General features: G+C 70.9%; 20 protein-coding genes. 9 read left to right on the plus strand and 11 right to left on the minus strand.

What is annotated here, in order from left to right; all coding sequences use genetic code 11:
* Nucleotides 1-10: 10 nt before the first annotated feature.
* The 3 genes from AB0H81_RS00520 (at nucleotide 11) to AB0H81_RS00530 (ending at nucleotide 1,911) form a co-directional block, all read left to right on the plus strand.
* Nucleotides 11-817, plus strand: coding sequence for an MBL fold metallo-hydrolase (locus tag AB0H81_RS00520; protein ID WP_358367131.1), 807 nt, complete (start codon nucleotides 11-13; stop codon nucleotides 815-817).
* A 79-nt stretch (nucleotides 818-896) separates the two neighbouring features.
* A complete protein-coding gene (locus tag AB0H81_RS00525; RefSeq protein ID WP_358367134.1) occupies nucleotides 897-1,532 on the plus strand; it encodes a PadR family transcriptional regulator in 636 nt (211 codons plus the stop codon).
* Nucleotides 1,501-1,911, plus strand: a complete 411-nt coding sequence (locus tag AB0H81_RS00530) for a hypothetical protein (protein WP_358367137.1) — start codon at nucleotides 1,501-1,503, stop codon at nucleotides 1,909-1,911. Before AB0H81_RS00525 ends, AB0H81_RS00530 begins: the two co-directional genes overlap by 32 nt.
* Nucleotides 1,912-1,947: 36 nt before the next feature.
* On the opposite strand, the gene AB0H81_RS00535 is transcribed toward AB0H81_RS00530, so the two are convergent.
* Together AB0H81_RS00535 and AB0H81_RS00540 are read right to left on the minus strand one after the other, a co-directional pair.
* Nucleotides 1,948-3,468, minus strand: a complete 1,521-nt coding sequence (locus AB0H81_RS00535; protein ID WP_358367140.1) for a HAMP domain-containing sensor histidine kinase — start codon at nucleotides 3,466-3,468, stop codon at nucleotides 1,948-1,950.
* A 26-nt stretch (nucleotides 3,469-3,494) separates the two neighbouring features.
* Nucleotides 3,495-4,166: a response regulator transcription factor gene (locus AB0H81_RS00540; protein WP_358367143.1), complete on the minus strand. Its 672-nt coding sequence runs from the start codon at nucleotides 4,164-4,166 to the stop codon at nucleotides 3,495-3,497.
* A 134-nt stretch (nucleotides 4,167-4,300) separates the two neighbouring features.
* Here AB0H81_RS00540 and AB0H81_RS00545 point away from each other — a divergent pair, with 134 nt between their 5' ends.
* Nucleotides 4,301-4,807, plus strand: coding sequence for a hypothetical protein (locus tag AB0H81_RS00545; RefSeq protein ID WP_358367145.1), 507 nt, complete (start codon nucleotides 4,301-4,303; stop codon nucleotides 4,805-4,807).
* Between the two features lie 16 nt (nucleotides 4,808-4,823).
* Here AB0H81_RS00545 and AB0H81_RS00550 read toward each other — a convergent pair whose 3' ends face one another.
* Nucleotides 4,824-5,909 carry a hypothetical protein gene (locus AB0H81_RS00550; RefSeq protein ID WP_358367147.1) on the minus strand — a complete coding sequence of 362 codons (1,086 nt, stop codon included), beginning with the start codon at nucleotides 5,907-5,909 and terminating at the stop codon, nucleotides 4,824-4,826.
* A gap of 111 nt (nucleotides 5,910-6,020) precedes the next feature.
* Complete coding sequence (locus tag AB0H81_RS00555) at nucleotides 6,021-6,500, minus strand: hypothetical protein (RefSeq protein ID WP_358367150.1); 480 nt, start codon at nucleotides 6,498-6,500, stop codon at nucleotides 6,021-6,023.
* A 220-nt stretch (nucleotides 6,501-6,720) separates the two neighbouring features.
* Here AB0H81_RS00555 and AB0H81_RS00560 point away from each other — a divergent pair, with 220 nt between their 5' ends.
* Both AB0H81_RS00560 and AB0H81_RS00565 read left to right on the plus strand, forming a co-directional pair.
* Nucleotides 6,721-7,257 (plus strand): peptidylprolyl isomerase, encoded by a 537-nt coding sequence (locus tag AB0H81_RS00560; protein ID WP_358367153.1) that lies wholly within the window; start codon nucleotides 6,721-6,723, stop codon nucleotides 7,255-7,257.
* A gap of 159 nt (nucleotides 7,258-7,416) precedes the next feature.
* The gene (locus AB0H81_RS00565) at nucleotides 7,417-8,274 is read left to right on the plus strand and encodes a rhomboid family intramembrane serine protease (RefSeq protein WP_358367155.1); all 858 of its coding nucleotides are present in this window, start codon (nucleotides 7,417-7,419) and stop codon (nucleotides 8,272-8,274) included.
* A gap of 50 nt (nucleotides 8,275-8,324) precedes the next feature.
* Here AB0H81_RS00565 and AB0H81_RS00570 read toward each other — a convergent pair whose 3' ends face one another.
* A complete protein-coding gene (locus AB0H81_RS00570; protein ID WP_358367158.1) occupies nucleotides 8,325-8,573 on the minus strand; it encodes a cell division protein CrgA in 249 nt (82 codons plus the stop codon).
* Between the two features lie 144 nt (nucleotides 8,574-8,717).
* Here AB0H81_RS00570 and AB0H81_RS00575 point away from each other — a divergent pair, with 144 nt between their 5' ends.
* Genes AB0H81_RS00575 through AB0H81_RS00585 form a run of 3 tightly spaced genes read left to right on the plus strand, consistent with a single transcriptional unit; the run spans nucleotide 8,718 to nucleotide 10,091 of the window.
* Nucleotides 8,718-9,359, plus strand: coding sequence for a class E sortase (locus tag AB0H81_RS00575; RefSeq protein WP_358367161.1), 642 nt, complete (start codon nucleotides 8,718-8,720; stop codon nucleotides 9,357-9,359).
* 4 nt (nucleotides 9,360-9,363) lie between these two features.
* Nucleotides 9,364-9,522: a hypothetical protein gene (locus tag AB0H81_RS00580; RefSeq protein WP_358367164.1), complete on the plus strand. Its 159-nt coding sequence runs from the start codon at nucleotides 9,364-9,366 to the stop codon at nucleotides 9,520-9,522.
* Nucleotides 9,519-10,091: a gamma-glutamyl-gamma-aminobutyrate hydrolase family protein gene (locus AB0H81_RS00585; RefSeq protein WP_358367167.1), complete on the plus strand. Its 573-nt coding sequence runs from the start codon at nucleotides 9,519-9,521 to the stop codon at nucleotides 10,089-10,091. Before AB0H81_RS00580 ends, AB0H81_RS00585 begins: the two co-directional genes overlap by 4 nt.
* 234 nt (nucleotides 10,092-10,325) lie before the next feature.
* Here the strand turns inward: AB0H81_RS00585 and pknB are convergent, their stop codons facing one another.
* From pknB to AB0H81_RS00615, 6 genes are all read right to left on the minus strand, one after another.
* The gene (gene pknB, locus AB0H81_RS00590; RefSeq protein WP_358367170.1) at nucleotides 10,326-12,176 is read right to left on the minus strand and encodes a Stk1 family PASTA domain-containing Ser/Thr kinase; all 1,851 of its coding nucleotides are present in this window, start codon (nucleotides 12,174-12,176) and stop codon (nucleotides 10,326-10,328) included.
* An 84-nt stretch (nucleotides 12,177-12,260) separates the two neighbouring features.
* Entirely contained in the window at nucleotides 12,261-13,715 is a 1,455-nt protein-coding gene (locus AB0H81_RS00595; RefSeq protein WP_358367173.1) for a serine/threonine-protein kinase, read from the minus strand.
* 21 nt (nucleotides 13,716-13,736) lie between these two features.
* Nucleotides 13,737-15,200, minus strand: coding sequence for a penicillin-binding protein 2 (locus tag AB0H81_RS00600; protein WP_358367176.1), 1,464 nt, complete (start codon nucleotides 15,198-15,200; stop codon nucleotides 13,737-13,739).
* Nucleotides 15,197-16,585: an FtsW/RodA/SpoVE family cell cycle protein gene (locus AB0H81_RS00605; protein ID WP_358367179.1), complete on the minus strand. Its 1,389-nt coding sequence runs from the start codon at nucleotides 16,583-16,585 to the stop codon at nucleotides 15,197-15,199. The genes AB0H81_RS00600 and AB0H81_RS00605 overlap by 4 nt, the downstream gene beginning before the upstream one ends.
* Nucleotides 16,586-17,920 (minus strand): Stp1/IreP family PP2C-type Ser/Thr phosphatase, encoded by a 1,335-nt coding sequence (locus AB0H81_RS00610; protein WP_358367182.1) that lies wholly within the window; start codon nucleotides 17,918-17,920, stop codon nucleotides 16,586-16,588. It abuts the gene before it with no gap.
* Complete coding sequence (locus tag AB0H81_RS00615) at nucleotides 17,917-18,387, minus strand: FHA domain-containing protein (RefSeq protein ID WP_358367185.1); 471 nt, start codon at nucleotides 18,385-18,387, stop codon at nucleotides 17,917-17,919. Before AB0H81_RS00615 ends, AB0H81_RS00610 begins: the two co-directional genes overlap by 4 nt.
* Nucleotide 18,388 lies beyond the last annotated feature (1 nt).

Below are 18,388 nucleotides of genomic sequence, written 5' to 3' on the forward strand. Positions count from 1 at the left end.
GGTTTCGTCCATGAGGGAGCAATGGCGGGAGGTCGGCGACCGGGTCTACGTCCGGCGCCACAGGTCGTACGACATGAACGTGGGCCTCGTCGTGGGCGACGGGCACTGCCTGGTGCTCGACACCAGGGCGTCGCACCGCGAGGCCACCGACCTGATCGACGCGATCCGGCGGATCACGAGCAGCCCGTGGACCGTCGTCAACAGCCACGCCCACTTCGACCACGTCTGGGGCAACGCGCTGTTCCGCCCGGCCGAGATCTGGGGACACTTGCGGTGCGTCGAGGACATGGAGCAGCACGGCGAGGAGCAGCGGGCCAACATCATCCGGAGGGCGCCCGAGGAGCGGCGCGAGGAGTTCGAGGAGGTGGTGATCGTGCCGCCCGACAACACGTTCACCACCGCGGCGTCGCTCGACATCGGCGGGCGGATCGTCCACCTGCGCCACTTCGGGCTGGGCCACAGCAGCAACGACATCGTCACGTACGTGCCCGACGCCGGTGTGGTGTTCGCCGGTGACCTGGTCGAGCAGGGGGCACCGCCGGCGTTCAGCGACTCGTACCCGCTCGACTGGCCGGCGACGACGGCCGCCATGCTGGCCGAGCTGCCCGGCGAGGTGATCGTGCCCGGCCACGGCGCGGTGGTGGACCGCGCGTTCGCCGAGGCGCAGGGTGCCGAGCTGGCCGCCGTGGCCGAGCTGGCGAGGCGGGCGCACGTGGAAGGGCTGCGCGACCTGGTCAAGCAGTTCCCGTATCCCGAGGACGTCACCCAGCAGATCATCGAGCGCGCCTTCCTGCAGCTCGACACCAGCCTCGCCTGACGGATCACGCCTCCGGCGGACCCTCGACAGCCTCGACGGTCCACCTTATAGTGCAAAGTGCACTATAGAAGGAGGCGCTATGGCGCAACGCCACGACCTGGTCGGGCTGACCGTGCTCGCCCTGCTCTCGGTACGCGCCGGTCACCCGTACGAGCTGCACCGCCTCATCGTCGACACGCACAAGGACTACGTGACCGGGCTGCCCAGGAGCCTGTACCACGCGGTCGAGCGGCTGGCGCGCGACGAGCTGATCACGCCGTCGGCCACCGCGCGCGAGGGGCGGCGGCCCGAGCGGACCGTCTACGAGATCACCGCCGAGGGACGGCAGGAGCTGGCCACGCGCCTGCGCCGCCTGCTGGAGCGGCCGGACCCCGACCGGCGCGTGCTCGTCGCGGGAGTCTCGCTGATCGGCGCTCTGCCGGTGCCCGAGGCGCGGCGCGCGCTGCGCATCCGGGCCGCGGCGCTGGAGGCGGCGGTCGGCGGTCTCGACGCGCACCTCGCGAGCATGGCCGACAACGGCCTGCCGGAGGTGCTCGCGCTGGAGCTCGAGTACGAGCGGGCCGTCCAGGCGGCCGAGCTGGCCTGGGTGCGAGGGGTGCTGGAACGGCTGGAGAGCGGCGCGCTCGACTGGCCGGACACGGTCAAGCAGTCACTGCTGGAGCGGGCTTCCGAAGGAGGCGGTCATGAGCCGCGAGGACAAGAAGCTGATCACTGAGGTGTCGGGCGTGGTCGAGGCGCCCGTGGGGCGCGTGCGGGACGCCCTGAGGAAGGCGCTGCTGCCGGCCGAGGCGCCCGACAGCGACCGCTTCACCGTCGAGGACTTCCCGGGGCACAGGAGCACCGTCGAGGTCACCGACCGGATGATCGCCCTCCAGGGCGGCTGGTGGTACCGGGCCGAGTGGACGCTCGCCTCCCACCCCGACGGCACGCGGCTCACCCACCGGGTCTACAACGTGGCCACGAGCCTGCGCTGGGGGGTGCCGCTGGCCAACCGCTTCTTCCTCGGCTACGACCGGGCCACGCGCGACTCCTTCGCGGCCGGCCTGACCCGCATCGGCGCCGACCTCGGCTGCCCGGTCCACCTGACCCCGTAGCCCGTGGTGCGGTGACGTGGGCCGGTCCGGGGGCGGTCAGGTGGGGGCGGGGAAGGTGGCGCGGAAGCCGCCGTCGATCGCCACCAGCGCGCCGCCGTGCAGCCCCGCGATGTCCCGGGCGATGGGCAGCCCCAGCCCCGCGCCCCCGTCGTCCCTGGCCCGGGCCTCGTCCAGCCGGGTGAACCGGTCGAACACCGCCTCCCGGTGCTCCGGCGGGATCCCCGGCCCGTCGTCGAGCACCTCCAGCACCGCCACGCCGTCGCCCGGGCGCACCCGGACCGTCACCGTCGTCCCGGCGTGCCGGCGCGCGTTGTCCAGCAGGTTCGTCACCAGCCGGGCGAGGTGGCCGCGCGAGCCCCGGACCACCACGTCCGGCTCGATGTCCACGACGACCTTCGGCTCCGCGCCCGGCCCCGAGCGCACCGACTCCTCGAAGGCCACCTGCCCGAGGTCGAGCGACGTCGTCCGCACCGGCTCGCCGGCGTCGAGCCTGGCCAGCATGAGCAGGTCGCCGGCCAGGCCCTGGAGGCGCTCCACGTCGGCCAGCGCCTCGCGGGTCAGCTCGCTCGGCGGGGCCAGCTCCAACCGGGCCCGCAGGGTGGCGATCGGGCTGCGCAGCTCGTGCGCGGCGTCGGCGACGAACCGCTGGTGGGTCCCGACGGCCGTCTCCAACCGGTCGAGCGTGCCGTTCACGGTCGTGGCCAGGGCCGCGATCTCGTCGCGCGAACGCGGCACGGGCACCCGCTGGTGCAGGTCACGGGCGGTGATGTCGGCCATCTTGGCGCGGATCGCGGCGACCGGCCGCAGCGCCCGGCTCACCGAGAACCAGGTCATCGCGGCGACCACGCCCAGCAGCGCCGGCACGCCGGGCAGCAGGGCGCTGTTGAGCGTCTGCAACGCCTCGTCGGCGCCCGCCCGGGAGGCCCTGGCCCACACTGTGGACGTCCCCTGCGCGGTGTCCACCTTCAGGGCCGCCACCGCGTACCGGTCGGGCTGCGCCCACGCGCTGTCGACGTCCGCCGTCCCCGCCGACCCGACGAGGAGGACGTCGGGGTCGCTGACCGGCTTGGCTCTCGTCCCGGGCACCGCCAACCCGTCCGTACGGGCCACCGCCAACCCGTCCGCGGGAGTCGCCGGAACCGCCTGGACCCTGCCGACGAGCGCCGTGACTTGGCTGCCCGGCGGGACGGCCACGAGGCCGGTAGTGCCGGTCGTGTCCAGCACGTCGCTGGTCGTGCCTTCGGCCGGGGTGCCGGGGGTGTCGGTCGTGGGGGTGGTCCGGACGTGTCCGTTCGACTGGATCAGCATCGGTGCGGCCGCCACCGCCCGGCGCGCGGCCTCGGCGTCGGTGCTGGCCTCCAGGCTGCCGCGCAACGTGACGACGAGCACGGCCGCGGCGGCCCCCAGGGCGAGCGCCACCATGAGCGTCGCCGCCGCCGTGGCCCGCAGCCGCACCGACGACAGCCCGGCCGACACCCCCGCCGGAAGCATGTCGGAAAGCTTCTCCCGGAGCCGGTCCGGCAGCACGGCCCCGAGCCGGGCGAGCAACACGGTCACGGTCCGCTCCCTGCTCACGCCGCCGCTCACGTCGCCTCCAAGCGGTACCCGGCGCCTCGCACCGTGATCAGTGAAGACCGGCCGAACGGCTGGTCGATCTTGCGGCGCAGCGCGCTGATGTAGACCTCGACGATGTTCGGGTCGCCGTCGTAGGAGAAGTCCCAAGCCTGGGCCAGCAGCTCGCTCTTGGAGACCACCTCACCCGCCCGCCGTGCCAGCCCGTGCAGCACGGCGAACTCCTTCGGTGTCAGCGCGATCTCCGCCTCGCCCCTGCGGCAGCGCAGCCCCGCCGGGTCGAGCACGAGGTCGCCCACCGTGATCGACACCGGCCGCTCCCCGCCGCCCCGCCGGACCAGGGCCCGCAGTCTCGCCAGCAGCACCACGTACGAGAACGGCTTCGACAGGTAGTCGTCGGCGCCGGTGTCGAGCGCCTCGGCCTCGTCGTACACGCCGTCCTTGGCGGTGAGCATCATGATCGGCGTCCAGTTCCCGGCCTCGCGCAGCCGGGCGCAGACGGTGTAGCCGTTCATCCGGGGCAGCATCACGTCCAGGACGATCACGTCGTAGGGATTCTCCGTGGCCATCCACAGCCCGTCGCGGCCGTCGTGGGCCACGTCGACCGCGAATCCCTCGCCCGACAGCCCGTCGCGGACGAGGCCGGCCAGCCGCCGTTCGTCCTCCACCAGTAAGACCCGCACGCCGACCAGCGTGCCGCACGCCACCTAAAGCCAACCTGAAGATCATTTCGGCCGCGTTCAGGCTCGCTTCAGGTACGGCGCGCCACTGTCGGTCCGTCAGATCATGCCGATCTCTTCCACGAAAGGGAGATTCCATGTTCAAGAGGCGTGTCGGGATCCTGGGCGCGGTGGGCGTCCTCGCGCTGTCGATCCTGAGCGGGTCCGCCATGGCCGACGAGACGCCGGCCCCGGCGCCGGACGCCGGGATCGTCTGCAGGTCGAGCGACGGTCAGGTGGTGAGCTTCGCGAAGCCCGTCAAGGCCATCAGGGTCGTGAAGGAGAAGGACGGCAAGGTCGCCATCTCCGAGGTGGAGCCGGGCGAGAGGGCCGAGGTGGCCCGGAGGGCCCTTTCCCCCGAGGAGGCGGAGAAGCTGGCCAAGGACCTCCCCGAGGGTGCGCCACGGCTCTACGCCAAGCGGGCCGAGCCCGCGGACGAGGCCGGCGCCGTGCGCTTCGAGGAGGGCGAGCGGGTCAAGGGTCGCGAGGACCTGGACGCCGTGCCGGCCGTCCCCGCCCTCCCGGCCGAGGGCTTCGACGGCGCGCCGCCCGAGGGCGTGACGGGTCCGGCCGTCACCGTGCTCTGCGAGGCCGAGGACAAGTAGCCGGCCCGGGGCCCGGTCAGGTGAACGACGGGTGCGGGCCGAGGGCCCAGTACTCGAACAGGCCGTGCCCCACCAGGCCGTCGTACTCGAAGCGGCCCACGGCGTCCACGAGGCCCCACATGCGGGCGGCGTCGGCCGGCAGCGTGTAGGTGACCCCCTGGACGACCGGGCCGGCACCCTGGTACATGCCGTGCCTCCAGTCCGGCTCCAGGCCGTACCCGGTGCCGACCATGAGGTGGACCGGCAGGAGCGGCGTGCAGCGGACGTCGAACGGCTTGCCCCCGGGTGGCGCGAAGGTGATGGTGGCCTCGACGACGTCGCGGGTGCCGGGTGCGTAGACGGGGCGGTACTCGGGCCGGCCGAGGTACTCCTCCCCCCGGCCGTCCGACCACACCCGGGTGGCCTCCTCCAGCACCCGGCGGCCGCGCTCGTCCTCCTGCACGATGCAGAGGATGGCGTGGTCGTCGAACATCATCGGCGCGTACAGCCAGTAGAACGTTCCGGGGTTCTTGGCCTGCACGCCCGGGGGCTCGGGCTCGCCGACGGGCCTGATGCCCCAGGACCGGTCCCTGGTGCCCAGCCAGCGGTCGGGGGTGACGGGGATCTCCTCGGAGCCGATGCGGATGTGCCCGTTCCAGCGCCCGGTCTGCGCGAGCCGTACGGAGTCGAACATGACCCGCTCCTGCCAGCGCAGGAAGTGCCGGGGCTCCAGTGTCGCCGGGATCGTGCCCTCCCAGGTCAGGTCGAAGGACAGGCCATGCTCGTTCGGCTCCAGCACCACGCGCAGCCGTTTGAGCCCTTCGATGACCTCGACCCGGAACGGGCCGATCCCGGTGTCCGTCCGGTCGGCGCCCAGCTCGCGGGAGGCGCGCACGACGCGGTGCAGGTCGTCGCCCGCGCCCCGGTGGCGCACGCAGGCGAACGCGTCGGTGACGCCCAGGTTGGGGTACTGGCCCAGGCCGACGATCAGCATCAGCTCGTCCGTGCCGGCGTGGCAGTTGAAGTAGTAGCGGTCGTAGAAGTTGCGGTCGGAGGTGGTCACGTGCCGCATGACCTGGGCGGCCTGGTGGACCGGGTAGTCGTCGAGCGGTGACAGGCTCATGCCGCCGGTTCTAGCAAGCGCTTGGTATGGCGTCAACGCCCCGGAAGACGCCACGGCCCCGGAAACGCGAAAGTGCGCCCCCCTCACGCGGGGGCGCACTTTCGCGCTGGATCACTGCGGCTTGTGCGCTGCCTCGTCCGCCTTCTCCGAGACGGTGGACGTGGCGTTCTCCGCGGATTGGGCGGTCTTGTCCGCCTTCTCGCTCACCCAACGCGACGCGTCGGACGCGGAGTCCTTCATCTGCTCCGTCCACTGCTGCGCGTTGCGGCGATAGGCCATGTAGCCCATCGCGCCCACAGCGAGACCGGTGATCAGAACCATGATCGGCCAGCGCCGCGATCTGGCGGGCGTCGGATCGATCTTCCCCGCCGCCGCGGTCAGCATCGAGCTGACCTTGGGGGCGAGCTGGTCCTCCACCCGATGCGCGGCGTCCTCCAGCACCGGGGCCGCCCAGTAACGGGCGTCCTCGATCCGCTGGGCGGCGCTCATCTTGGCCTGGTCGGCCATGACCTTCGCCTGATCGGCCATCATCTTGGCCTGATCCGCCATCGGTGTTACATACTGGCCGGTCTGGACGGCCCGGGCCTTCATCCGGCCCATCCACGTGGCGGGAACCTCTATGACCACGCGGCGCTTCCTCAGTGTCAGGGACACGACAACCTCCCCTGTCGTTGGGGCCCCGAGCCTGACCTTCCCGGTAGAAGGCGGCTCAATCATGACGAGCCGTGGGAGGATGGCCCGGAGGCCGAACGGCCATAGTCAACAAAAGACCACAGAACCAACCCTGTGTATAGAGGGGGGCAGCTGTCTCGTGGCTGAGAAGCTGATCGCAAACCTGCAGACCAATCACGGCACCGTCAAGGTCGAACTCTTCCCGAACCAGGCGCCCAAGACCGTCCGCAACTTCGTGGAGCTCGCCGAGGGCGCCCGCGAGTGGACCCACCCGGGCACCGGCGAGAAGAGCACCGGCAAGTACTACGACGGCACGATCTTCCACCGGGTGATCTCCGGTTTCATGATCCAGGGCGGTGACCCGCTCGGCCAGGGCATCGGCGGCCCGGGCTACGAGTTCGACGACGAGATCCACCCGGACCTCTACTTCAACCGCCCGTACCTGCTCGCCATGGCCAACGCCGGCATCCGCTTCGGCAAGGGCACCAACGGCTCGCAGTTCTTCATCACCGTCGTGCCGACGCCGCACCTGAACGGCCGGCACACCATCTTCGGCGAGGTCGTCGAGGGCCAGGAGGTCATCGACGCGATCGCCAAGACCCGCACCGGCCGCAACGACCGCCCGGTCGAGGACGTCGTGCTGGAGTCGGTGACGATCGACCGCGTCCAGGGCTGAGGCCGGCCCCCGGGGCGGAGGGGCGGCGAGGCTCGGACCGGTCCGCCCCGCGGGCGAGGCTGGGCGCGGCTGACCGGCGGCGCGTCGCGGGCGCGGCGTCGCGCGCCGCGGACGGCATGGGCGCACGCGGCAGGGGCGGCGAGGCCGTAGGCTGCGGGCATGACCAGCCAGCCGCCCCTGCCCCCGGAGCAGCCCGCGGAGGCGGTGCCCACCTGCTACCGGCACCCCGAGCGCGAGACCTGGGTCCGCTGCCAGCGCTGCGAACGGCCCATCTGTCCCGACTGCATGCGCGACGCCGCCGTGGGCTTCCAGTGCCCGGAGTGCGTGGCCGAGGGCAACAAGGGCATACGGCAGGCGAGGTCCACGTTCGGCGGCGCGGTGGTCCGCACACCGATCGTCACGTGGGTCCTGCTGGGGCTCATCGTCGTGATCTACGGCATCCAACAGCTCACGAACGACATCACCAGCCTGCTCATGATGTGGCCCAACGGGGTGGCGCGGCTCGGCGAGTACTACCGGCTGATCACGGCCGCGTTCGCGCACCTCGGCACGTTCCACCTTCTGTTCAACGCCTGGGCGCTCTTCGTCGTCGGCCCCAACCTGGAACGCGCCTTCGGCCACGTCCGCTACCTGGCGCTCTACCTGCTCAGCGCGCTCGGCGGCTCGGTGCTCGGCTACTGGCTCGACCCGCTGAACCAGCCCTCGGCCGGCGCCTCCGGCGCGATCTTCGGCCTGTTCGGCGCGGCGTTCGTGGTCGGCCGCAAGCTCAACCTCGACGTGCGCTACCTCGCCATGCTCATCGGCATCAACCTGGTGATCACCTTCGTGGTGCCGGGCATCAGCTGGACCGGCCACGTCGGCGGCCTGATCACCGGCTCCGCCCTCGCCGCCGCGCTCGCCTACGCGCCCCGGAGCAACCGGCTCCTGTGGCAGGCGCTGGCGCTCGTGGGGGCGCTGGTCGTGCTGGTGGCGCTCGTCGCCCTGAGGACCACTGCCATCACCGGCACCGCGGGGTGAACAGTCGGTGACCCGGTGTCCCCAGGGTGTGGAAAAGACTGTGGAAAGATCTAACGCCAGCGGGTGGAGAGCACCACGCCGAAGATGATGAAGACGAACCCGATCAGCAGGTTCCAGGACTCGAGGTCCTTGATCAGCGGCGCCTGCTGCGGTGCGACGTAGTAGGTGGCGATCCACAGGATGCCGATGATCCACGACGCCACCATCGTCGGCGCCAGCCAGCGAGGGCTGATCTTGACCTGCTGGGACTTCTGCGGCGGCGTGTAGACCGCCTTCTTGCGCGTCTTCGACTTGGGCACTGGATGACTCCTGCTGAGGGCCTGGGCTTCCGGATCGTCCACAGGCTCTTCGATAAGCGTAGTTGAGACTGGGCCAGGATAGTCGCCACGCGCGGGAGATGGCGATCCCCGACGGAACGTAGTCGCGCGCTTACGCTGGTGAAGGTGAGGGCCACGTTCCGGGCCGCGGGAGAGCTGTGCATCACCGCTGGCCTCGTACTCCTGCTGTTCTGTGCCTACCTGCTCTGGGGGACGGGCGTCTACACCGACGGCGCGCAGCCGCTGCTGGAGCAGGAGCTGGCCCGCGAGCAGGCGGACGGAGGTCAGCAGGGTGAGGACAAGCCGAAGCGGCTGAAGAAGATCAAGCTCGGTCACGCGGTGGCGCTGCTGCGCATCCCCCGGCTGGGCAACGACTACAAGTACGCGGTGATCGAGGGCGTGACCACCGAGCACCTGCGCAAGGGGCCCGGCCACTACCCCGGCACCGCCATGCCCGGCCAGAAGGGCAACTTCGTCGTCTCCGGCCACCGCACCACGTACGGCGCGCCGTTCAACGAGATCGACGAGCTGAAGCGGGGCGACGAGATCGTCGTGGACGCGCGCGAGGCCCGCTACACCTACCGGGTGACCTACCACGAGGTCGTGCTGCCCACCGAGCTGGACGTCATCGCCCCCGTCCCCGGCAAGCCCGAGCGCAAGCCCGCCAAGGCGTTCATCACGCTCACCACCTGCCATCCCGAGTACTCCGCCGCGCAGCGCTACATCGTGCACGGGGTGCTCGACCGCGTCGAGCTCAGGAAGGTCTGATCACGTGTACGGCTGGATCTGGCGCAAGCTCCCCGGCCCGAGGCCGGCCAAGACGCTCATGGCCGCCGTGCTGGCCGGCATCGTGGTGGCCGTACTGTGGTACCGGGTGTTCCCGCTGCTCGAACCCCTGGTGACGCTGGACGAGGTGACCGTGACGCAATGAGCCGTGTGCTGGTGGTGGACAACCACGACAGCTTCGTCCACACCATCGTCCAGTACCTCCGCGAGCTGGGCGCCACGTGCGACGTGCGCCCGCGCGACGAGGTGGCCGTGGCCGACTCCTCCGGCTTCGACGGCGTCCTCATCAGCCCCGGGCCCGGCACGCCCGAGGCGGCGGGCGTCAGCGTGCCCCTGGTGCGCCGGGCCGCCGAGGAGGGCCGGCCGCTGCTCGGCGTGTGCCTCGGCCACCAGGCGATCGCCCACGCCTACGGCGCCACCGTCGCCCGCGCGCCCGAGATCGTCCACGGCCGCACCAGCGCGATCTCCCACGACGGGCGGGGCGTGTTCGCGTCGCTGCCCTCGCCGGTGCGGATGACCCGCTACCACTCGCTGGCCGTGCGCCCCGGCACGGTGCCGGACGAGCTCCAGGTGACCGCCCGCACCGACGACGGCGTCATCATGGGCCTGCGCCACCGCTCGGCCCCCGTCGAGGGCATCCAGTTCCATCCCGAGTCGGTGCTGTCCGAGCACGGCCACCGGCTGCTGGCCAACTGGCTCCGCACGATCGCCTGAGCGGGCCGCCGAATCGTGTAACGCGCGGGGCCGCCGGTACGACACACAGATGAGCGTCCCCGCCGTTGCCCCCGAGCGGCGGGGGCGCTTCTCGTCGTCCCGGGCCCTTCTGGAGAGCCTCAGGGCGTCCAGAGGGTTCCTGGACGCCCTGAGGGTCCCCTGGTGCCAGGGGAAGCGAAGGGCCGCCCCCCGAGCCGGGAGGCGGCCCCTCAGCCGCTCATGGCGCCCTCAGCGTCAGAAGCCGTCGTCGCCCGGCGGCTCCTCGATCGTCGTCTGCTCCTCCGTCGGCTCCTCGGTGGGCTGCGTCGGATCGGGCTGCTCCGTGAACGACGGCTGCTCGGTGGGCTGCGACTGGTCGGGCCCCTTGGAGACCAGGATCGTGACGGTCCTGCCGGGCGCCATCTTGGCGTCGGGGCCGGGGTTCTGCTGGAAGACCGTGTCCTCGGCCTGCTCGTTGAACTGCTTGGAGATCCTGACCTCGAAGCCGGCCGACTCCAGCGCCGCCTTGGCCTCGTCGGCCCTCATGCCGATGACGCTCGGGACCGTGGCCATCTCCATGGGCACGAACAGCGTGACGCTGCCGCCGTCCTCGACCTCCGTGCCGGCGACGGGGTCGGTGGCGATGACCGTGCCCTGCTTCTTGGTGGACGCCTTGGTCTTGACGGTGGCGGTCAGCCCCTCCTTCTTGAGGGCCTCGGTCGCCTCCTCCTTGGTGAGCCCGATGAGGCCCTCGGGCACCTTCACCTTCTTCTTGCCCTTGGAGACGACGACCTTGACCGTCGCGCCCTTCTCGACCTCCGTGCCCTCGGCCGGATCGGTCTTGATCACGGTCTTGGGGTCGTACTCGTCGCTGAACTCCTTGACCACCACGGGGTTGAGACCGAGCCCCTTGAGCTCGGCGACCGCGGCCTGCTCGGTCTGCGTCTGCAGCGACGGCACCTTGATGGCCTGGGCCTTCGGCCCCTCGTTGTTGCTGAGGAACGCGTACCCCACGCCGATGAACGCGCCGATGACGAGCAGCGGCACGAGGATCCACGCGGCGGTCTTCAGCGCGGTGTTGCCGCCCCCGCCGTTGGCCCGGCGCCGGCCGCCGCCACCCCTGCCCGGGCCGCCGTCGTCGTACTCGTACGGCGGGACGGCGGTGGTGCGCTGTGTGGCCGGGCCCGCGGCGGCCTGCGTGGACGTCATCATCCGCGTGGTCGGCGCGTAGGTGTTGTTCATGGCCATCGTCTGGGCGTCGACCGGCATGCCCGTCATGGCCCGCTGGATGTCGGCCCGCATCTCGCTCGCGCTCTGGTAGCGGTGCGCCGGGTCCTTGGCCATGGCCTTGAGCACGATCGCGTCGGCCCATTGCGGGATCTCGGGGTCGATCTGCGACGGCGGGATCGGCTCCTCGCGCACGTGCTGATAGGCGATCGCGACGGGGGAGTCGCCGGTGAACGGCGGCTGGCCGGTCAGCAGCTCGTACAGGACGCAGCCGGTGGAGTAGATGTCGCTGCGCGCGTCCACCCGCTCGCCGCGCGCCTGCTCGGGCGACAGGTACTGGGCGGTCCCTATCACCTGGGCGGTCTGCGTCATCGTCGCGGCCGAGTCGGCCATCGCGCGGGCGATGCCGAAGTCCATCACCTTGACGTCGCCGGCCCGAGTGATCATGACGTTTGCCGGCTTGATGTCGCGGTGGACGATGCCGCCGCGGTGGCTGTAGTCGAGCGCCCGCAGGATGCCGTCGACGAGCTCGGCCGCCCGCTCGGGCATCAGCCGCCGGTCGGCGCGCAGCAGGTCGCGCAGCGTGCGGCCGTCGACGAACTCCATGACGATGTAGGGCACGGGAGTGCCGTCGGTGACGTCCTCGCCGGTGTCGTAGACCGCGACGACGGCCGGGTGGTTCAGCGACGCCGCGGACTGCGCCTCACGGCGGAAACGCGCCTGGAAGGTGTGATCGCGCGCCAGGTCCGACCGGAGAGTCTTGATCGCGACTATGCGGTCCAGCCGGATGTCCCGGGCGCGATACACCTCGGCCATGCCGCCGCGCCCGACGACACCGTCGAGCTCGTAGCGGCCTCCGAGTCGCCGAGGCTGAGTCATTTCCTGCACTGTCCCTTACCGTTCATCTCGGGTACCGCGGTCTGCGCGGAGCCACCGGTGTCCATCATCGACCCCCATGACACGTCACGTCCCTTCCTTCGGTGGGTTTGTCTCCCCGGGGTCAGGCGAGGCGCTCTGTGTCTGACTTGTTGGTGTCGTCGTCGGCTTCGGGGTCGGTGTGGGGGTCGGGGTTCGGGTGGTCGGGGTGGGTCGGGGTGTCGGCTTCTGGGTAGGAGTCGCCGACTTGTCAACGGTAGCCGACCGTGAGGTTACCGGCCGCGTGGACTTCGCCGTAATCGCGGGCGGTCGCCGCGTGCGTTTGGGTTTGGCCGAGCGGGTCTTCTCCGGCGTCGGGGTGGCCGAGCCGGCACCCGACGGGTTCATGATGTCCGGCGGCCTGGCGGGAACGTCGCGCTGCTGGACGATCGTCATGGCGCTGAGCCCCACCGCGGCCAGGCAGCCGGCCGTGGCCACGACGGCCAGCGCCCGCGCGCCCTTGCCGCGCCGCCGCCCGGGCCCGCCGGGGTGGCGCCGCGACGGGTGCGCCGACACCGTGGCGGGCACGGCGCCGCCCATCAGGTCGTCCGTGGAGTCACCGTCATGCGGGCGCACCGGGCTCCCGGCCGGCACGGTGCCGGTGCCCGCGCCGCCGCCCGTCCCGTACGGGCCGCGCTCGTGGACGCGGAAGCCGTCGGGGTCGGTGAGCATGCTGAGCTCCACGCCCCGCTCGTGCCCGACCAGCGAGTCGCGCAGCACGTACGCCCGGTCGGCCAGCTCCCGCGCGGACCCGGGCCGCATCGCGGGGTCCTTGGACAGCAGCGCCGAGACCAGGTCGCGCACCGGCGCCGGCACGTCGACGCCGAGCGGCGGCGGCTGCTCGTTGAGGTGCTGGAGCGCGATCGCCACCTGGCTGTCGCCCCGGAACGGCGTGCGGCCGGCCAGGCACTCGTAGACGACGATGCCCAGGGAGTACAGGTCGGTGGCGGGCGTGAGCGGCAGGCCCTGGGCCTGCTCGGGGCTCACGTACTGGGCGGTGCCGAGCACGGTGCCGGTCTGCGTCACCGGCGCGGCCTCCAGCGCCCGGGCGATGCCGAAGTCGGTCACCTTGATGTGGCCGTCGGGCGTCACCAGCAGGTTGCCCGGCTTGATGTCGCGATGGACGACCCCGGAGGCGTGGGCCACGTGCAGCGCCTTGGCCGTCTGGTGCAGCACGTCCAGCGCCACCTCGGGGCCGAGGGCGCCGTTGCGGGCCAGGATGGCCGACAGCGGCTCGCCGTGGACGAGCTCCATCACGAGGTAGGCCAGCTCGTCCTGCTCGCCGTAGTCGAAGACCTGCGCGATGCCGGGGTCGGACAGCGCCGCGGTGATGCGCGCCTCGTTGCGGAACCGCTCGCGGAACGTGGGGTCGGCGTGGATGTGGCTGCGCAGCACCTTGACCGCCACCTCGCGGCCCAGCAGCTCGTCGCGGGCACGCCAGACCTCTCCCATGCCGCCCGTGGCGATGCGGGAGAGGAGGAGATAACGGTTACCGAGCCGCATGACCCGGCACGTTGCCGTCGATCAATTCTTCAGCACCGCCTCCATCACCTGCTTGGCGATCGGCGCGGCGGTGTGGCCGCCCGTCGCCTCGGCGCCCACGTTGGCGGCGCCCGACTCGACGATGACCGCGAGCGCGATCTGCGGGTCCTCGGCGGGGGCGAAGGAGATGAACCAGGCGTGCGGGGGGCGGTTGTCGGAGGTCTCGGCGGTGCCGGTCTTGCCGGCCACCTGGACGCCCGGGATCTGGGCCAGGTTGGCGGTGCCGTTGTTGACGACGCTGACCATCATCTCGCGCAGCTTGCCGGCCGTCTCGGGGCTGACCGCCTCGCTCAGCTCGTCCGGGCTGGCGTCCTCGATCGAGTCGCCCTTGCTGTCGGTGATCTTGTTGACGAGGTACGGCTTCATGACCGTGCCGTTGTTGGCGATGCCCGCGGCGATCATGGCCATCTGCAGCGGCGTCATCCGGTTGCTGCGCTGGCCGATCGAGGCCATGGCCAGGGCCGCCTTGTCCTCTTCCTTGCCGAAGTCACTCTGGGTCACCGACATCGGGACGCCGATCTGCTCTCCCATGCCGAACTTCTCGGTCTGCTCCCTCATCTTCGCGTAGCCGAGCTCCATGCCGATGGAACCGAACGGCGTGTTGCAGGACTTCTCCAGCGCGAAGACCAGCGGGACCTTGCCGGCACCGCAGGCGGCGCCGCCGTAGTTGGGCAGGCTGATGGTGGTGCCGGGCAGGGGCAGCCGCTGCGGCGCGTCCACCGTCGTGTCCGGCCCGCGCGAGTCGTCGTCCTCCAGGTACGCGGCGGCGGTGACCACCTTGAACGTGGAGCCGGGCGGGTAGGTCTGGCCGATGGCGCGGTTGAGCAGCGGCTGGCTCTTGTCCTTGGCCAGCTCGTCGTAGCGGGCGAACACCTTGGTCTTGTCGGTCAGCGACAGCTCGGCGGGGTCGTAGGTGGGCAGCGACACCATCGCGAGGATCGCGCCGGTCTTGGGGTTGAGGGCGACCAGGGAGCCCCGCTTGCCGCTCGCGCGCAGCGCGTCGTAGGCCGCCTTCTGCGCCCGCGGGTTGATCGTCAGATCGACGTTGGCGCCCTTGGTGGGCTCGCCGGTGAACAGGTCGATGCTGCGCCGCAGCAGCAGGTCGGAGCTGGAGCCGTCGAGCAGCTTGTTCTCGGCCGCCTCGATGCCGGACGCGCTCTCGGGCGAGAAGAAGCCCGTGATGTGCGCGTACAGCTTGCCGTCGGTGTACTGGCGGACGAAGCGGAACTCCTTGCTGTCGGTCTCACGGGACTGGGCGAGGATCTCCTTGCCGCCGGCCGTGATGCGCCCGCGCTGCACGGCGTAGCGCTCGTAGAAGTTGCGCAGGTTGCGCTGGTCCTCCGAGTACTTGTCGGCCTTGACCGCCTGGACGTAGTTCACGTTGACCATGAGCAGCGCGAACATGGCCAGGCAGGCCACGGCGATGCGCTTGACGGTGCTGTTCATCGCTGGAACACCTGTGTCAGTCCTTCGTTCTGGATCGCCTGCGGCGGCGGTTGGCGCGCCGCGTCAGATGTGCGTACCAGGAGGGCGATAAGGATCCAGTTTGCCAGCAGGGCCGAACCGCCCTGCGACATGAACGGGGTGACCAGACCTGTGAGCGGGATGAGGTTGGTCACGCCGCCGACGATGATGAACACCTGCCAGGCCAGCAGGAACGACAGACCGCCCGCCAGCAGCTTGGTGAACGGGTCGCGGGCCGCGAGCGAGGTGCGCAGGCCGCGCTCGACGATCAGCGCGTAGACCATCAGCAGCGCCATGAGGCCGGTCAGGCCGAGCTCCTCGCCGGTGGCGGAGAAGATGAAGTCGGAGAACGACAGCGGGACCAGATAGGGATGGCCCTCGCCCAGGCCGGTGCCGAGGATTCCGCCCGCGCCCATCGCGAACAGGCCCTGCATGAGCTGGGCGCTGCCGCCGAGCTGGCGGTCGAAGAACGCCTGGTTGCCCGGGTCGAGCCAGACCTCGAAGCGGGCATGCACGTGGTCGAAGATCAGGCCGGCCAGGAACGCGCCGCCGACGAAGAGCAGGATGCCGATCAGCACCCAGGACGTGCGTTGGGTCGCGATGTACAGCATCGCGATGAAGGTGCCGAACAGCAGCAGCGACGAGCCGAGGTCCTTCTGCAGCACGAGCACGCCGAGGCTGACCGCCCAGGTGATGAGGACCGGCCCGAGGTCACGGGCGCGGGGCAGGTCGATGAAGAGCAGTCGGCGCCCGGCCAGGGCCAGCACGTCGCGCTTGGCCACGAGATAGCCGGCGAAGAACACGACCAGAGCGATCTTGGCCAGCTCCGCGGGCTGGATGATGGCGGGGCCGAAGCCGATCCAGATCGTGGCGCCGTTGCGGCTCACGCCCAGCCCGGGGACGAGCGGGGAGATCAGCAGGAACAGGCCGACGAAGCCGGACGTGTAGGTCAGCCGCTGCAGCGCGCGCTGGTCGCGCAGCACGATCAGCGTGATGGCGAACAGGACCACGCCGATGCCGGTCATGATGAGCTGGTTGGTGGCCGAGGCTCCCGCGGTTCCCCGCGCGTGGGAGGCCTCGATCCGGTAGATCATCACCAGGCCGAGGCCGTTGACCAGCGTGACCAGCGGCAGGATGAGCGGGTCGGCCCAGGGCGCGAACTTGGCCAGCACCAGGTAGGCGGCCAGCATGAAGCCGCCCAGGCCCAGCCCGTACGTCAGCATGCCCGCCGGGACCTTGCCGTCCATGGCGAGGCCCACGTTGGCGTAGGCGAACATGATGATGCCGACGGCGAGCGCCAGCATGAGAAGCTGCGCCCCTCGCCGCTTGGCCGGGAGGGGGACGGGGGTGGCGGCCATTTCGCTCATCTAGGGCTTCGTCCTCGTGGAGCTCGGAGATGCCTTCGTGGCGCTGGGGGACGCCTTGGCGGATTCGGGGGAGGGCGACGCGCTCGCGTCAGGCGCCGCCTTGTCCTTCGTGTCGGTCTGGCCGTCGGCGAACTTCAGGCCGTTGATGCGGTTGATGCCCTCGTCGAGGGTGGCCACCTCGATGCCGTCCTTGATCAGCTCCTGGTCGGGAAGGGAGAGCTGGGCCAGGGGCTTGCCGGTGTGCTTGACCACCGAGAAGAACTGGAGGGGGCCCACCTCCTGCTGGATCCCCCGGAAGACGACCACCTCGCCGCCCCTTGCTCCGACGAAGAACTGGTCCTGGGTCCACTGCCAACCGAAGTAGCCGCCGACACCGGCGACCACGGCCCCGACACCGAGCACGGAGACCAGCACGGGCCACACACGACGACGGCGGCCCGGCTGCCGGGACGCCTGAGCGCCCGGCTCGTCGAACTCGTCGTCAGTGATCACCGGCTGGGGCGCGGTCACCGCGCTCGATCGCCCCGGGGAGGTCTCCTGCGGGGCGGGTCTCAGCCGGTTCATGCCGGCCGCGCCGACGACCGCCGCCTCGACGGGCACCTGCTGGCCGTCGGAGATGTCCACCACGTCGGCCAGCACGCAGGTGATGTTGTCGGGCCCGCCGCCCCTGTTGGCCAGGTCGATGAGCTGCCGGACGACCTCTTCGGGGTCGTCGATGTTGGTCAGCGTGGCGTGCAGCGTCTCCGCGCTCACCACGCCCGACAGCCCGTCGGAGCAGAGCAGGTAGCGGTCGCCCACCTGGGCCTCGCGGAGCGTGAGGTCCGGATCGACCTCGCCGCTCCCGTCGAGCGCCCGCAGCAGGATCGAGCGCTGCGGGTGCGTCGCCGCCTCCTCGGGGGTGATGCGCCCGTCGTCGACCAGCTGCTGCACCAGCGTGTGGTCGTGGGTGATCTGGTAGAGCTCCCCGCGTCTGAGCAGGTAGGCGCGCGAGTCGCCGACGTGCACCAGGGCCACCTGGGTGCCGTTCCAGAGCATGGCGGTGAGCGTGGTGCCCATGCCCTTCAGGCTCGGGTCCCGCCCCACCATCTCGTGCAGCCTGCGGTTGGCGTCGCGTACTGCTGCCTCGATGGCGTTGAGCAGGTCACCGCCCTGCTGGGCCTCCTCCAGGGAGGCCATTGCGGCGATGGCGACGGAGCTCGCCACCTCGCCGTGTGCGTGCCCGCCCATGCCGTCGGCGACGGCGAGCAGGCGGCCGCTGGCGTACGCCGAGTCCTCGTTCCCCTCGCGGAGGAGGCCGACGTCCGAGCGGGCGGCGTAGCGGAGTGCGATGGTCATTTGCGCAATTCAATGACTGTCTTGCCGACGCGGATCGGAACACCGAGCGGCACCGGGGTCGGACGGGTGACTTTTGAGCGGTCGAGATACGTGCCGTTGGTCGAACCGAGATCTTCCACGATCCACTGACCGTCCTGAGGAAAGAGCCGGGCATGCCGGCTGGAAGCGTAGTCATCGCTGACTACCAGCGTGGCGTCGTTCGCCCGGCCGATGGTGATGGGCGTCTCCGTGAGGTTAATGGTGGTGCCCTGCAAGGGGCCACCGGTCACGACGAGCTGGCGTGGCTCGCCCTTCTTGCTCTTCGGCTTGGCCGCCGGTTTGGCGGGTTTCGCGCTCTTCCGTGGGCCCGCCGGAGCCGTACGTGATCCGAACAAGTCAGTCCGGATCACGCCGACTGCGGCAATGACGAAGAACCACAGCACCGCCAGGAAGGCTAGCCGGATCAGCAGCAGCGTGAGCTCGGACATG

The sequence above is a fragment of the Nonomuraea sp. NPDC050691 genome, from assembly GCF_040654455.1.
In the GTDB taxonomy this organism is placed as follows: Bacteria; Actinomycetota; Actinomycetes; order Streptosporangiales; family Streptosporangiaceae; genus Nonomuraea.

What these genes read in the sequence shown, in the direction of transcription:
- AB0H81_RS00520 (WP_358367131.1), top strand. Translation starts at nt 11, where the DNA reads ATGAGGGAGCAATGGCGGGAGGTCGGCGACCGGGTCTACGTCCGGCGC.
- AB0H81_RS00585 (WP_358367167.1), top strand. Translation starts at nt 9,519, where the DNA reads ATGAGCCGTGTGCTGGTGGTGGACAACCACGACAGCTTCGTCCACACC.
- AB0H81_RS00605 (WP_358367179.1), bottom strand. Translation starts at nt 16,585, where the DNA reads ATGAGCGAAATGGCCGCCACCCCCGTCCCCCTCCCGGCCAAGCGGCGA.
- pknB (WP_358367170.1), bottom strand. Translation starts at nt 12,176, where the DNA reads ATGACTCAGCCTCGGCGACTCGGAGGCCGCTACGAGCTCGACGGTGTC.
- AB0H81_RS00550 (WP_358367147.1), bottom strand. Translation starts at nt 5,909, where the DNA reads ATGAGCCTGTCACCGCTCGACGACTACCCGGTCCACCAGGCCGCCCAG.
- AB0H81_RS00600 (WP_358367176.1), bottom strand. Translation starts at nt 15,200, where the DNA reads ATGAACAGCACCGTCAAGCGCATCGCCGTGGCCTGCCTGGCCATGTTC.
- AB0H81_RS00545 (WP_358367145.1), top strand. Translation starts at nt 4,301, where the DNA reads ATGTTCAAGAGGCGTGTCGGGATCCTGGGCGCGGTGGGCGTCCTCGCG.
- AB0H81_RS00555 (WP_358367150.1), bottom strand. Translation starts at nt 6,500, where the DNA reads ATGAAGGCCCGGGCCGTCCAGACCGGCCAGTATGTAACACCGATGGCG.
- AB0H81_RS00530 (WP_358367137.1), top strand. Translation starts at nt 1,501, where the DNA reads ATGAGCCGCGAGGACAAGAAGCTGATCACTGAGGTGTCGGGCGTGGTC.
- AB0H81_RS00615 (WP_358367185.1), bottom strand. Translation starts at nt 18,387, where the DNA reads ATGTCCGAGCTCACGCTGCTGCTGATCCGGCTAGCCTTCCTGGCGGTG.
- AB0H81_RS00565 (WP_358367155.1), top strand. Translation starts at nt 7,417, where the DNA reads ATGACCAGCCAGCCGCCCCTGCCCCCGGAGCAGCCCGCGGAGGCGGTG.
- AB0H81_RS00525 (WP_358367134.1), top strand. Translation starts at nt 897, where the DNA reads ATGGCGCAACGCCACGACCTGGTCGGGCTGACCGTGCTCGCCCTGCTC.
- AB0H81_RS00610 (WP_358367182.1), bottom strand. Translation starts at nt 17,920, where the DNA reads ATGACCATCGCACTCCGCTACGCCGCCCGCTCGGACGTCGGCCTCCTC.
- AB0H81_RS00595 (WP_358367173.1), bottom strand. Translation starts at nt 13,715, where the DNA reads ATGCGGCTCGGTAACCGTTATCTCCTCCTCTCCCGCATCGCCACGGGC.